Annotated in this window: 13 protein-coding genes; 11 read left to right on the top strand and 2 right to left on the bottom strand. The window is 70.1% G+C overall.

The window, feature by feature from the left end:
* The 10 genes from E1161_RS06830 to E1161_RS06785 all read left to right on the top strand — a co-directional run bounded on the left by E1161_RS06830 (position 1) and on the right by E1161_RS06785 (position 10,061).
* Positions 1–987 carry a bifunctional riboflavin kinase/FAD synthetase gene (locus tag E1161_RS06830; protein ID WP_132620735.1) on the top strand — a complete coding sequence of 329 codons (987 nt, stop codon included), beginning with the start codon at positions 1–3 and terminating at the stop codon, positions 985–987.
* 122 nt (positions 988–1,109) lie between these two features.
* Positions 1,110–1,592 (top strand): helix-turn-helix domain-containing protein, encoded by a 483-nt coding sequence (locus E1161_RS06825; RefSeq protein WP_132620733.1) that lies wholly within the window; start codon positions 1,110–1,112, stop codon positions 1,590–1,592.
* A 182-nt stretch (positions 1,593–1,774) separates the two neighbouring features.
* Positions 1,775–2,335, top strand: a complete 561-nt coding sequence (gene thpR, locus E1161_RS06820) for an RNA 2',3'-cyclic phosphodiesterase (RefSeq protein WP_132620731.1) — start codon at positions 1,775–1,777, stop codon at positions 2,333–2,335.
* Between the two features lie 130 nt (positions 2,336–2,465).
* The gene (gene rpsO / locus E1161_RS06815) at positions 2,466–2,753 is read left to right on the top strand and encodes a 30S ribosomal protein S15 (RefSeq protein ID WP_408011957.1); all 288 of its coding nucleotides are present in this window, start codon (positions 2,466–2,468) and stop codon (positions 2,751–2,753) included.
* A 254-nt stretch (positions 2,754–3,007) separates the two neighbouring features.
* Positions 3,008–5,248: a polyribonucleotide nucleotidyltransferase gene (locus E1161_RS06810; protein WP_132620729.1), complete on the top strand. Its 2,241-nt coding sequence runs from the start codon at positions 3,008–3,010 to the stop codon at positions 5,246–5,248.
* Positions 5,249–5,347: 99 nt separating this feature from the next.
* Positions 5,348–6,688: a M16 family metallopeptidase gene (locus E1161_RS06805; RefSeq protein ID WP_132620727.1), complete on the top strand. Its 1,341-nt coding sequence runs from the start codon at positions 5,348–5,350 to the stop codon at positions 6,686–6,688.
* Positions 6,689–6,900: 212 nt separating this feature from the next.
* Positions 6,901–7,644, top strand: coding sequence for a 4-hydroxy-tetrahydrodipicolinate reductase (gene dapB / locus E1161_RS06800; RefSeq protein WP_268951372.1), 744 nt, complete (start codon positions 6,901–6,903; stop codon positions 7,642–7,644).
* Between the two features lie 16 nt (positions 7,645–7,660).
* Positions 7,661–8,110 carry a hypothetical protein gene (locus E1161_RS06795; protein ID WP_132620880.1) on the top strand — a complete coding sequence of 150 codons (450 nt, stop codon included), beginning with the start codon at positions 7,661–7,663 and terminating at the stop codon, positions 8,108–8,110.
* A 79-nt stretch (positions 8,111–8,189) separates the two neighbouring features.
* Positions 8,190–8,474 (top strand): hypothetical protein, encoded by a 285-nt coding sequence (locus E1161_RS06790; protein WP_132620725.1) that lies wholly within the window; start codon positions 8,190–8,192, stop codon positions 8,472–8,474.
* Between the two features lie 348 nt (positions 8,475–8,822).
* A complete protein-coding gene (locus E1161_RS06785) occupies positions 8,823–10,061 on the top strand; it encodes a YeeE/YedE family protein (protein WP_132620723.1) in 1,239 nt (412 codons plus the stop codon).
* 227 nt (positions 10,062–10,288) lie between these two features.
* Here the strand turns inward: E1161_RS06785 and E1161_RS06780 are convergent, their stop codons facing one another.
* The gene (locus tag E1161_RS06780) at positions 10,289–10,783 is read right to left on the bottom strand and encodes a VTT domain-containing protein (RefSeq protein ID WP_235874838.1); all 495 of its coding nucleotides are present in this window, start codon (positions 10,781–10,783) and stop codon (positions 10,289–10,291) included.
* 22 nt (positions 10,784–10,805) lie between these two features.
* The gene (locus E1161_RS06775; protein ID WP_132620721.1) at positions 10,806–11,369 is read right to left on the bottom strand and encodes a GNAT family N-acetyltransferase; all 564 of its coding nucleotides are present in this window, start codon (positions 11,367–11,369) and stop codon (positions 10,806–10,808) included.
* A gap of 78 nt (positions 11,370–11,447) precedes the next feature.
* On the opposite strand from E1161_RS06775, the gene E1161_RS06770 reads away from it, so the two are divergent.
* Entirely contained in the window at positions 11,448–12,737 is a 1,290-nt protein-coding gene (locus tag E1161_RS06770) for a winged helix-turn-helix domain-containing protein (protein WP_132620719.1), read from the top strand.
* Positions 12,738–12,795: the final 58 nt, after the last annotated feature.

Genomic DNA, 12,795 nt, shown 5'->3' with positions numbered 1-12,795 from the left:
GTGCAGCGTTGGCGTGGTTTGGAGCAGCTTCCCGGTGGTTGGGGCCGTTGCGTGGTCACCATCGGTGTCTTCGACGGTGTGCATCGCGGCCACCAGAAACTCATCGCGCACGCGGTGCAGAAAGCTCGGCGGCGGGGCTTGCCGTGCGTGCTGATGACCTTCGACCCGCACCCCGCTGAGGTCGTGCGCCCGGGGAGCCACCCGGCGCAGCTGACCACGTTGCGGCGGCGGGCCGAGCTCGTCGAGCAGCTGGGCGTGGACGTGTTCTGCGTGCTGCCGTTCACCCGCGAGCTGTCCCGGGTGCCAGCAGAGGGATTCGCGCACGAAATCCTCGTCGAGAAGCTGCACGCCGCAGAGGTCGTGGTGGGGGAGAACTTCACCTTCGGCCACAAGGCGGCCGGCAACATCGACCTGCTCACCGAGCTCGGCGAGCGCTTCGGCTTCGAGGTCGCCTCCGACGCGCTGGTGTCCGGACCGGTGGAGCGCTCCGACGACGCCGACGGCACCTCGGTGACGTTCTCCTCCACCTACATCCGCGCGTGCATCGACGCGGGTGACGTGGTGGCCGCGGCCTCGGCGCTGGGACGTCATCACCGGATCGAGGGCATCGTGGTGCGTGGCGCGGGTCGCGGCGGCGAGGAACTGGGGTTCCCGACCGCCAACCTGTCCACACCGGACTACACGGCGATCCCGGCCGACGGCGTCTACGCGGCGTGGTTCACCCACCGCAGGCGTGGCGCGTCCCAACCGGGCCCGGCGATGCCCGCCGCGGTGTCGGTGGGCAGCAACCCGACGTTCTCCGGGACCGAGCGCACCGTCGAAGCCTTCGTGCTCGATGTGGACGCCGACTTCTACGGCGAGCACGTCGATCTGGACTTCGTGCAGCGGCTGCGGGCCATGGAGCGCTACCACTCGGTGGACGCGCTGATCGAGCAGATGAACGCCGACGTCGCCGAGACCCGCCGAATCCTCGGAGTGCGGGAGTGAGCTCCGCCGCCGGGATGAACAGGTTTTCGGATTCTCGACCCCGTGCTGCCGGTGAGCTGGCAGGATTCGAGTCCGGATCACCCCGGGTTCATCGGGGTGGCGGTCACGCAGGGGGAGCGAAGGTGTCGGAGAGCAGCAGCGTCCAGCGAAACCTGGCTCTGCAGCGGCAGTGGTACGGCGAGCCGCTGGGAGACCGGGTGCGCCGACTGGTCGTGGCCTTCCGCATCTCGCAGGCGCAGCTGGCCGACGTGCTCGGCATCAGCGCGCCGATGCTCAGCCAGGTGATGAGCGGCCGCCGCGCCAAGATCGGCAACCCGCAGGTGCTGGCCCGGCTGGTGATGCTGGAGCGCAAGGTCCTCATCCCGGGTGTGGCCGCGGGCGAGTCGGACGCGATCAAGCAGGCATTGGAGGACGTGCGCCAGTCGCAGCCCTCGGTGGGGCGCGACAACCTGCCGGTCAAGCAGACCGCCAACGGCGAGCAGATCGCCTGGCCGGTGCTGCTGGAGGTCGCCAAACCCACCGAGCTGGAGGCCGCGGCGTCGTTGCTGGAGGGCCGCTACCCGCGCCTGGCCGGGCTGCTGCGCCGAGCCGCCGACAGCGAGTAGGGGCTGTTCGGTCTTCCTGCTCGAAGCGGTGCCAGTCGGACTCCGTGCGCCGTGACGATGCACGCCGTCGCGCGCACTGGCCGCGGAGCCGTTCAGAACCCGCGGCGGTAGGGCGCAGTCCCACACCTCGAGCAGTGGCCCCGCCGCACTCGAGAACGAGCCGCAGCCGCCATACTCGCGGCATGCGGCTGTTCACCGCGCTGTGGCCTTCCGACGAAGCGGTCCGGCACCTGTCGGAGGCGATCGCGGCCCTCGACCCGGCGCGGGTGACCGAGGCGGCGGCGAGCGTGCGCAAGTTCCGCTTCACCGCCGCCGAGCGCTGGCACCTGACGTTGCGCTTCCACGGCGACGACGCTGATCCGCAGCGCGTCGCCGCCCGCCTCGACCGCCGCATGGCGCGCGTCACCGCGGCACCGCCCGCGCTGCGCCTGACCGGCTCGGGAACTTTCCGGGGCGTGCTGTGGACCGGCGTCGAACCGGCCACCGAGACCGATCGGCTGGCCCTGGGTGAGCTGGTGCGCGCGGCCGGTGGCGACCCGCACGGGTTCCGGGCGCACCTGACCATCGCCCGGTGGGCGTCCGGTCGTGCCGACCGGAGGTCGATGCCGGGACTCCTCAGCGGCTACACCGGTCCTTGGTGGACCGCCGGAGAACTCGCGGTGATGCGCAGTGACCAGGGCGAAGGCGGTCCGGTGCACCGGGTGGTGCACCGCGTGCCGGTGACGCGCGCTGCGTCGGGGTAACCCAGGCGAGCAGGGCTTCCCTGTTATCCTGGCCTGTGGAACGGCTGCAGTCCGTGGTGGCCGATTTCCGGGGTACCAGTCCTCACGGCGGTGGCGCCGCACGGCAGCTCGCCGCCCACAGACACGGGACATGCAGAAGGAGTATTTCGTGGCGCTGTCCACTGACGAGAAGAAGCAGATCCTGGCCGAGTACGGCGTGAAGGACGGCGACACCGGTTCGCCGGAGGCCCAGGTGGCCCTGCTGACCAAGCGGATCATCGGCCTGACCGAGCACCTCAAGCAGCACAAGCACGACCACCACTCGCGTCGTGGTCTGCTGCTGATGGTGGGTCGCCGCCGGCGTCTGCTCAACTACCTGACCAAGGTGGACATCGAACGCTACCGTTCGCTGATCCAGCGACTCGGTCTGCGTCGTTGACATGACACCGGGGGGAGTGGCCACGGCCGCTCCCCCCGGTGCGTAGAACCGGGCGGTGCCTCGCAGGCGCCGCCAGCAATTCAATAGAGCGCTCACGGTGGCAAGCACTGGGTGCAGGCGTCCGCCGGTCCTCGGTAGTGGCTGCCGGGCAAGTCGTCACGAGACGGTCCCGGGAGCTTCGATCGATGGCCGGCCTTGTCGGATCACCGATCCGGATGCTCCTGCCGTGAGCGTTGTGACGATAGGGAGTCACCTTGACTGAAGCGATCGAAGAGGGCGTGTACGAGGCGACCGCCGTGCTGGACAACGGCGCGTTCGGAACCCGTACCGTCCGTTTCGAGACCGGCCGGCTCGCGAAGCAGGCCGCAGGGAGCGTCGTCGCCTACCTCGACGACGAAACCATGCTGCTGTCGGCCACCACGGCCTCCAAGCAGCCGAAGGAGCACTTCGACTTCTTCCCGCTGACCGTCGACGTCGAAGAGCGGATGTACGCCGCGGGTCGCATCCCCGGCTCGTTCTTCCGCCGCGAGGGCCGGCCGTCCACGGACGCGATCCTGACCTGCCGCCTGATCGACCGCCCGCTGCGCCCGTCGTTCGTCGACGGCCTGCGCAACGAGGTCCAGGTCGTGGTCACGGTCATGAGCCTGAAGCCCGGCGACCTCTACGACGTGCTGGCGATCAACGCCGCGTCGGCGTCCACCCAGGGTTCGGGTCTGCCGTTCTCCGGCCCGATCGGTGCCACCCGCATGGCGCTGATCGACGGCCAGTGGGTCGCGTTCCCGACGCACGAGCAGCTCGAGCGCGCCGTGTTCGACATGGTCGTCGCGGGCCGCATCGTCGGTGACGACGTCGCGATCATGATGGTCGAGGCCGAGGCCACCGACAAGACCATCGATCTGGTCGCCGGTGGCGCCCAGGCGCCGACCGAGGAGGTCGTGGCCGCCGGTCTGGAGGCCGCCAAGCCGTTCATCCGCACCCTGTGCGTGGCCCAGCAGCAGCTGGCCCAGGCGGTCGGCAAGGACACCGAGGACTTCCCGGTGTTCCCGGCCTACCAGGAGGACGCGTTCACCGCCGTCGAGCAGGCCGTGTCCTCCGAGCTGGCCGAGGCGCTGAAGATCGCCGGCAAGCAGGAGCGGGAGACCCGCCTCGACGAGATCAAGGCGTCGGTCCTGGAGAAGGTCGGCACCGGCGAGGGCGAGGCGTTCGAGGGCCGCGAGAAGGAGATCGGCGCGGCGTTCCGCTCGCTGACCAAGAAGCTGGTCCGGCAGCGCATCATCCGCGACCAGGTCCGCATCGACGGCCGCAGCCTGACCGACATCCGCAGCCTCTCCGCCGAGGTCGGCGTGATCCCGCGGACCCACGGTTCGGCGCTGTTCGAGCGCGGCGAGACCCAGATCCTGGGTGTCTCCACGCTGAACATGCTGCGGCTGGAGCAGACCATCGACTCGCTCTCCCCGGAGACGACGAAGCGGTACATGCACCACTACAACTTCCCGCCGTACTCGACCGGTGAGACCGGCCGGGTGGGCAGCCCGAAGCGTCGCGAGATCGGCCACGGAGCGCTGGCCGAGCGCGCGCTGATGCCGGTGCTGCCCTCGCGCGAGGAGTTCCCGTACGCCCTGCGCCAGGTCTCCGAGGCGCTGGGCTCCAACGGTTCGACCTCGATGGGCTCGGTCTGCGCCTCGACGCTGTCCCTGCTCAACGCGGGTGTGCCGCTGAAGGCGCCGGTCGCCGGCATCGCGATGGGCCTGGTCTCCGACGAGGTCGACGGCAAGACCCACTACGTGGCGCTGACCGACATCCTCGGTGCCGAGGACGCCTTCGGTGACATGGACTTCAAGGTCGCGGGCACGAAGGAGTTCGTGACCGCGCTGCAGCTGGACACCAAGCTGGACGGCATCCCGTCCGAGGTGCTGGCGCAGGCGCTGGGCCAGGCGCGCGACGCCCGGTTCACCATCCTGGAGGTCATGGCCGAGGCGATCGGCAAGCCCGACGAGATGAGCCCGCACGCGCCGCGCGTGACCTCGGTGACCGTCCCGGTGGACAAGATCGGCGAGGTCATCGGCCCGAAGGGCAAGATGATCAACTCGATCACCGAGGAGACCGGCGCCGAGATCAGCATCGAGGACGACGGCACCATCTACGTGGGTGCGGCCGACGGCCCGTCCGCGGAGGCGGCGATCGACAAGATCAACGCCATCGCGAACCCGCAGCTGCCGAAGGTCGGCGAGCGCTTCCTGGGCACCGTGGTCAAGACCGCGGCGTTCGGCGCGTTCGTCTCGCTGCTGCCGGGCAAGGACGGCCTGGTGCACATCTCCAAGCTGGGCAACGGCAAGCGAATCGGCAAGGTCGAGGACGTCGTGAACGTCGGCGACAAGCTGCGCGTGGAGATCGCCGACATCGACAACCGCGGCAAGATCAGTCTCGTGCTGGTCGACGAGGAGGAGAACTCCGGCGAGGGCGAGGCCGCTCCGGCCGAAGCCGCCGCCGAATGATCTGATCCGAAATCGCGATGCGGCCCGCCCCGGTCAACCGGGGCGGGCCGTATTGTCGTGAGTGCGCGGGAGACGCGCGGAGGCGACGAGAACAGGGTTATGAAGCAGCAGAAGCAGACGGCCGGGCACCTGCAACGTCCCGGGACCACCCGGGTTCTCGGTCACAACGGTTCGGCGGAAGTGCGGCGGACGGTGTTGCCGGGCGGGTTGCGCGTGGTCACCGAACCGGTGCCCGGCGTCCGTTCCGCGTCGGTGGGCATCTGGGTCGGCGTGGGGTCGCGCGACGAGACCAGGGCGCAAGCCGGTGCTGCGCACTACCTGGAGCACCTGCTGTTCAAGGGGACCGCGAAGCGGACCGCGGTGGGCATCGCGCAGGAGATCGACGCCGTCGGCGGTGAGCTCAACGCGTTCACCTCCAAGGAGCACACCTGCTACTACGCGCACGTGCTCGACGAGGACCTGCCGCTGGCCATCGACATGCTCTGCGACGTGGTCTTCGACGCCGTCAACGACGCCTCCGACGTGGACGTGGAGCGCAACGTGGTCCTGGAGGAGATCGCGATGCGCGACGACGATCCCGAGGACCTGCTGCACGAGCTGTTCTCCACGGCCGTGCTCGGCGACAGCCCGCTGGGGCGCTCGGTGCTGGGGACCGAGGAGTCGATCAGCGACATGACCCGCAACCGGGTGCACGGCTTCTACCGGCGCAGCTACCAGATGCCGAAGATGGTCGTCGCGGTCGCGGGCAACGTCGAGCACGCGACGGTGGTGCGACTGCTGCGCAAGGCGCTGGGCGACCGGCTGGCCGGCGACGAGCGCCCGCAAGCCCCGCGCGGCGGCCGGATCCGGCTGCCCAAGCAGGAGCGCCTCGTGCTCCAGCCCGACGACACCGAGCAGACGCACCTGCTGATGGGTTGCCGGGCCCTGGACCGCTACGACGAGCGGCGCTTCGCGCTGGGCGTGCTCAACGCGGCCCTCGGTGGCGGGATGAGCTCGCGACTGTTCCAGGAGATCCGCGAGAGCCGGGGCCTGGCGTACTCGGTGTACTCGTCGAGCACGGCCTACTCGGACGCGGGCACGTTCTCGGTCTACGCGGGCTGCACGCCGGAGCGCTTGGGCGAGGTCGCCTCGGTGATCCGCTCGGTGCTCGCCGACGTCGCGGCCGAGGGCCTGTCGGCGGAGGAGGTCGATCGGGGTCGTGGTCAGCTGCGGGGTGGCCTGGTCCTGGGGCTGGAGGACAGCGCGGCCCGGATGAGCCGCATCGGCAAGACCGAGCTCAACTACGGCCGTCACTACACGGTCGAGGAGACCCTCGCCAAGATCGAGGAGGTCACGCCCGACGACGTCGCGACCCTCGCGCAGGAGCTCCTCAACCGGCACTTCACCACCGCGGTCGTGGGCCCCTACAAGACTCCGGAGGACCTCCCGGAAGGCGTGTAGGGAGGAGGGCAGTTCGGTCCGAAAGCGTTGGATCGATGCCCCTTTTCGCCCGGTCGGTTCGGGTCACAACCGCCTCCGTGCGCGCACGACCACGGGCTCGTGCAGATCACCGGGATGGTGTCGGTCACCACGCGGGGTGGGTCGTCGGGTGGCCGCGCGCACGATGCCTAGACTTCGGGTGAGCAGCGTCGGTGCGGAGAGGTGTTTCCACGGTGATCAAGGTTGGTGTGCTGGGCGCCCGGGGGCGGATGGGTTCCGAAGCGGCGCGAGCCGTCGGCGAGGCCGCCGACACCGAGCTGGTCGCCGAGGTCGACCAGGGGGACCCCATCGAGAGGCTGGTCGAGTCCGGCGCGCAGGTCGCCGTCGACCTGACCCATCCCGACTCGGTGCTCGACAACATCAAGTTCTGCGTCGAGAACGGCATCAACGTCGTGGTTGGCACCAGCGGTCTCGGACCGGCCGAGCTGGACTCCATCCGCACCTGGTTGGCCGCCAAGCCGGAGGTCGGCGTGATCGTGGCGCCGAACTTCGCGATCGGCGCGGTGCTGTCGATGCGGTTCGCCGAGCTGGCCGCCAAGTACTTCGAGTCCGCCGAGATCGTCGAGCTGCACCACCCGAAGAAGGCCGACGCGCCCTCGGGCACCGCGGCTCGCACCGCGCAGGTGATCGCGAAGGCACGCGAGGAAGCCGAACTCGGTGAGATGCCCGACGCCACCACCAAGGACCCCGACGGAGCCAGGGGCGCCGAGGTCGACGGGGTGCGGGTGCACGCGGTGCGGATGACCGGCTTGGTCGCGCACCAGGAGGTGCTCTTCGGAACCGAGGGCGAGACCCTCACGATCCGCCACGACTCCTACGACCGGCGTTCGTTCATGCCGGGCGTGCTGCTGGGCATCCGCGAGGTTCCCGGCCGTCCGGGACTGACCGTGGGACTCGACGTGCTGATGGGGCTCTGAGGTGGCCAAGCAGCTGATGACCGCGCGCACCGCCGCGTTCGTGGTCGCGCTGGTGCTGCTGGCCTACCTGGTGCTGATGGGCGGCCGCGCGATCACGATGATCTCCAGCGGTGAGCCGGTCTTCATCGCGCTCGGCCTGGCGATCCTGGTCTTCCCCGTGCTGGGCGCGGTTCTCGTCGCCGACCAGCTGCGCTTCGGCGCCGCCACCGAGCGGCTGGCCCGCAGGCTCGACGACGAGGGCGCGCTGCCCGACGTCTCGCACCTGCCTCGCCGGCCCTCGGGCCGGGTCGTGCGGGAGGCCGCCGACGAGTGGTTCGACGTCAAGCAGTCCGAACTCGAAACGGCGCCGCAGGACTGGCGCCGCTGGTTCGCGCTCGCGCAGGCCTACGACCTGGCCGGTGACCGCAACCGGGGCCGCAAGGCCATGCGCAAGGCGATCGACCTGGAACGGGACGAGAAGGCCTGAGCCTCGGCTCAGCAGCACCTCTCAAGTCGATGCGTTGGCGGCGGCCTCGGCGTCGTGCCCGTGGAACCATCGCAGAGCCTTGCGGACCGGTTCCGGGGTACACCGCGGGCTCGGCATCGGTGGCGCACGGCGCGCCAGCGCCGGTGATCTGCCCGAACACGCACTGCTCGTCGAGGACGCCGACGCGCTGCGCGAGGTCTGCGACCTGGCCGAGCTGGAGGTCCTCGCTGTCCGTCGTGGGCGACGACACACCCCTCGGCAAGGCCGCGAGCGACGTCTCGTCCTCGCCGAAGCCGCCCACCGCGGCGTTCCCATCAGCGACAACCACGACGGAAACGCTGGTGCGGGTATCGGGCTGGGATGACGTGTCCCACACCTTTGGGGCCAGTGAACACCTGTGCGGAATGCACCTCGCGCCCTGGCTGTTGCACGGTCCGGTGGTGAACTCGACCGTCGGGCGCGGCGCTGCCGCTGCGCTTCGACCGGCGCGACCGCAGCGCCCTCACAGGCGAGTGCCTTCGGCAACCCGCCGTCGCTGCCCGGATACCGGGAGTGGGCCCGCGGCGAGGACATCGCCGCGAGATCGCCGTCTCCGCCCAGGTCGACGTCATGCGGCTGGGCGGGTACGAGCATGGCGGAACCTCGGCCAGTCATCCCGCAGGGGACGATCGTGGCCGTCTCCGGTTCCGGTCACGGAGGAGTAGGAGTGCAGATGTCTGTCGTGGAAGTTGAAAGACCGGCGCCACGGCCGGTGCGCACGGCACCGCCCGCGCAACGGGGAGTCGTGGCGATCGGCATCGCGGTCGCCGTCGTGCTCGGGCTCGCCGTGGCCAACGCGGCCGGGTGGAAGATGACCGTGCTCTACGGCGTCGGCCTCGCCCTGGGACTGGTGCTGTTCCACTCCCGGTTCGGGTTCACCTCGGCATGGCGCCAGCTGATCACCGTGGGACAGGGTCGCGCGATCCGCGCGCACATGCTCATGCTGGGCGTGGCGTCCGTGCTGTTCGCGGGGATCCTCGGCAGCGGGTACTCGCTGTCCGGCACGCCCGAACCGCAGCTCCAGACCGCTGGCCTCGGCGTCGTGTTCGGTGCGTTCCTGTTCGGCGTCGGCATGCAGGTCGGCGGCTCCTGCGCCTCCGGCACGCTCTTCGCGGTCGGCAGCGGGCAGACCGCGATCATCTTCACCCTCGGCGGGTTCATCGCCGGCTCGGTGTTCACCGCGTTCATCTCGCCGTTCATCAAGAGCGTGCAGAGCATCGGCCCGAAGGTCTCGCTGGCCGAGACCCCGCTGGGCTACGCCGGTGGAGTGCTGATCACGCTGGTCATCATCGGTGTCGTCGTGGGGGTGTCGCTGCTGGTCGAGCGGCGCCGCACGCCTCCGCCGATCGACCAGCCACCGATCGCCAAGGGCGTGCTGCGCGCCCTGCGCGGCTCCTGGCCGCTGTGGGTCGGCGCGGTGCTGCTGGCCGCGCTCAACGCGGCGACGCTGTTCGTCTCCGGCAGCTCGTGGGGCATCACCTCCGCGTTCGCCCTGTGGGGCGCGAAGATCCTCGGCTGGATCGGCGTCGACGTCTCCGGTGCCCCGTTCTGGCAGGACCCGGAGAACGCGGCGAAGCTCACCGCATCCGTGCTCACCGACCGGATCTCGGTGATGGACTTCGGGATCATGGTTGGCGCGCTGATCGCCGCCGCCCTGGCCGGGGCGTTCACCCTGCACCGCAAGATCCCGTGGCGGATGGCCGTCGGCGCCGTGCTCGGCGGGATCATGATGGGCATCGGTGCGCGCTTCGCAGGCGGCTGCAACATCGGCGCCTACTTCTCCGGCATCGCCTCGTTCAGCCTGCACGGCTGGCTGTGGGGTGTGATGGCCATCGTCGGCACCTACGCCGGTGTCGCGCTGCGGCCGCTGTTCGGACTGGGCAACCCCAAGCCCTCGGACGCCGTCTGCTGACCTCCACCGGCCGCGGCCGGTGGAGGACCAGGAGCAACATGTCCAAGTCCTCCGCCGCGCCGCTGCTCCGGTGTGCTCGCCATGAGCGCCGTGCTGCTCACCGGCGGCGTCGCCAACGCGAGTCGGTGTGGGTCCTGCCGGGCGTCGACCTCGGAGCCGTGCTCGTGATCTCCAGACCTCCAGAGGGAGCGGAACTCGCCCTTCCGCTGAGGTCGGGGTTCTCGCGGTCAGAGCCAGGCGGCCATCGCTGCTGGGGCCGCGGCCAAGACGCCGAAGCGGGCGAAGCGGCCGATGAAACCGGTGATCAGGAACGTCGACACCGGCACCTTGGCCCAACCGGCGATGATGGCCACCGCCGCGAACGGGGGAAGGCTGGCGGCGGCGCTGATCAGCAGGACGGTCCCCGCCCAGACCGGGCGGGTCCGGCAGTTCTCGCGGAACTGCTCCAGCCACGACTTCCAGCGGCCCTTGGTCGCCGGCTTCTCCTCCTTCTCCCTGCGCATGAATGCGGGGAGGCGGATGTTGCCCCTGGCCGCGTAGAAGTGGAGGAGCTTGCCGCCGATCTGACCGGTGGCGATGACCAGCGCTAGTACCCACCAGGGGATGTCGGGTTCCTTGAGCACCAGGCCCACCGCGAACAGCTCGACGCTGATCAGCGGGAGGAGCGCGGAGGCCACGGACACACCGAAGGTGGTGGACAGCAACCCGATGATGGTCAGCACTTTCGGCTCCCGGGGACAGGCGTCAGTGGTGCTCGAACTCGAATTCCAGCGGACCGGTCAGGCGCATCTCGCGAAGCGGGCGCCCACCTGCGTCCAACGTGCGAACAGTGCCGTCCGGCGACCACCCCGCAGCGCGGTAGAACGACAGCGAGGCGGAGTCCGACTCCGGAACCCACGCGATGCCACGCGTCGCGCCGTGCTTGGCGAACCGACGCCCCATCGTGCCGAGCAATCGTCCGGCGTGCCCCCGACGACCCCATCGCGGCTCCACCAGCAGCGAGCTGACCAGCACCGTCGTCGATGCGTCATCGGGGACTGAGCCGTCCGCGGCGGCGACTTCGGATTCCGGGGCAGGGCCTGCGACGCAGAAACCCACGGTCCAGTGACCCTCGATCGCGAGCAGCACGGTGGCCGCGCCAGCGGTGACGGCTTCTCGCCACTCCTGCTCGACGTCGCCGCTGTCCAGCCCGGCCAGCACGGAGGGGGAGAGGATTTCGGCGTAGGCGGTCTGCCACGTCTCGACCTGAATGCGCGCGATCTCGGCGGCGTCGGACGCCACTGCTTCGCGCACATCGGCTTCAGCCATGCGCGACAACCTAACGTGTCGGTTCCGAGCACGCGCCAGCAGTCCGCGTTGTCGGGGTGTGCTGGCACGATCGCCCAGGTGCAGACCATCAGCAACGACACGGCACGGCGAATGGCTCTGGCGGCGCAGGGCTTCGCCGACCCGCGACCGCGCGGAGCGGTGACCCGCCGGCACCTCCAGCGGGTCCTGTCCCGGACCAAGCTGTTGCAGCTGGATTCGGTCAACGTCGCGGTGCGCGCCCACTACATGCCGCTTTTCAGCAGGCTCGGTGCTTACCCGGCGGAGCTGGTCGACACCGCTGCGTGGTCGCACACCGCCCGGCAGCCCCGGATGCTCGTCGAGTACTGGGCGCACGAGGCGTCGCTGATCCCGGTCGAGGACTGGCCGCTGCTGCGCTGGCGGATGCGCGAGCACGGCGGTGGGTGGCGCAAGCGGTCTCGCGAGCTGCTGGAGCAGAACCCCGAGCTGGTCAACGACGTGCTGAACGCCGTCAAGGAACTCGGCCCGATCGGTGCGGGCCAGTTGGAGCGCGAGCTCGGCGGTGGTGAGCGGCAGGGGCGCGGCCCGTGGTGGAACCGCACCGACACCAAGCGGGTCTGCGAGCTGCTGTTCGCGATGGGGGAGCTGACCACCGGCACTCGCCGAGGTTTCGAGCGGCTCTACGACCTGCCGGAACGCGTGCTGCCCGCCGACGTCCTCGCGCACGAGCCCGAGGACTCCGAAGCTGTTCGCGGACTGGTGGAGCGCTCCGCCCAGGCCCTGGGCATCGGCACCGAGACCGATCTGCGCGACTACTACCGGCTGTCCCCGGACCAGTCGAAGCAGGCGGTCGCGGAGCTCGTCGAAGGCGGCGTGCTCGAACCGGTCGTGGTGCGGGGATGGCGTCAGCCCGCCTACCGCCACGCTGAGGCCCGCGCTCCCCGCGAGGTGGCCGGCCGGGCGCTGCTGTGCCCGTTCGACCCGCTGATCTGGGAGCGCTCGCGTGCCGAGCGCATCTTCGGCTTCCGCTACCGCATCGAGATCTACGTGCCGGAGCCCAAGCGGCAGTACGGCTACTACGTCTTCCCCTTCCTCCTCGACGGTGAGCTCGTCGCCCGCGTCGATCTCAAGGCCGACCGGGCGGCCGGCGTGCTCCGGGTCCCCGGAGCGTTCTTGGAACCCGGCCGCGACGCCGCGCCCGTAGCGCCTGAGCTGGCCGCCACTCTGCGCGAGATGGCGACCTGGCTCGGACTCGACGACGTCGTGGTCGGCGAACGGGGTGACCTGATCCGCCCGCTGAACGCCGAACTAGGAACTGATCAGGGAGCTCCTCTGCGTGGCGGTGAGGGTGCCGGAAACCCCGAAGGGGGAAGCGCAGCGGCTCCGTGAACTCCGCGCATCACTCCTCGAGTACGTCTTGCGGCGTGCTCGCCACGAAGCCGTTGAG

This window comes from Saccharopolyspora aridisoli (assembly GCF_004348445.1).
In the GTDB taxonomy this organism is placed as follows: Bacteria; Actinomycetota; Actinomycetes; order Mycobacteriales; family Pseudonocardiaceae; genus Saccharopolyspora; species Saccharopolyspora aridisoli.
The sequence above is the reverse complement of the archived record's forward strand: the minus strand, read 5'-3'. Positions and strand labels throughout refer to the sequence as shown.

Bases quoted from the DNA above. Each gene is read 5' to 3' on its own strand.
- E1161_RS06805 (WP_132620727.1), top strand. From the start codon at position 5,348: ATGAAGCAGCAGAAGCAGACGGCCGGGCACCTGCAACGTCCCGGGACC.
- E1161_RS06775 (WP_132620721.1), bottom strand. From the start codon at position 11,369: ATGGCTGAAGCCGATGTGCGCGAAGCAGTGGCGTCCGACGCCGCCGAG.
- rpsO (WP_408011957.1), top strand. From the start codon at position 2,466: ATGCAGAAGGAGTATTTCGTGGCGCTGTCCACTGACGAGAAGAAGCAG.
- E1161_RS06785 (WP_132620723.1), top strand. From the start codon at position 8,823: ATGTCTGTCGTGGAAGTTGAAAGACCGGCGCCACGGCCGGTGCGCACG.
- E1161_RS06795 (WP_132620880.1), top strand. From the start codon at position 7,661: ATGACCGCGCGCACCGCCGCGTTCGTGGTCGCGCTGGTGCTGCTGGCC.
- thpR (WP_132620731.1), top strand. From the start codon at position 1,775: ATGCGGCTGTTCACCGCGCTGTGGCCTTCCGACGAAGCGGTCCGGCAC.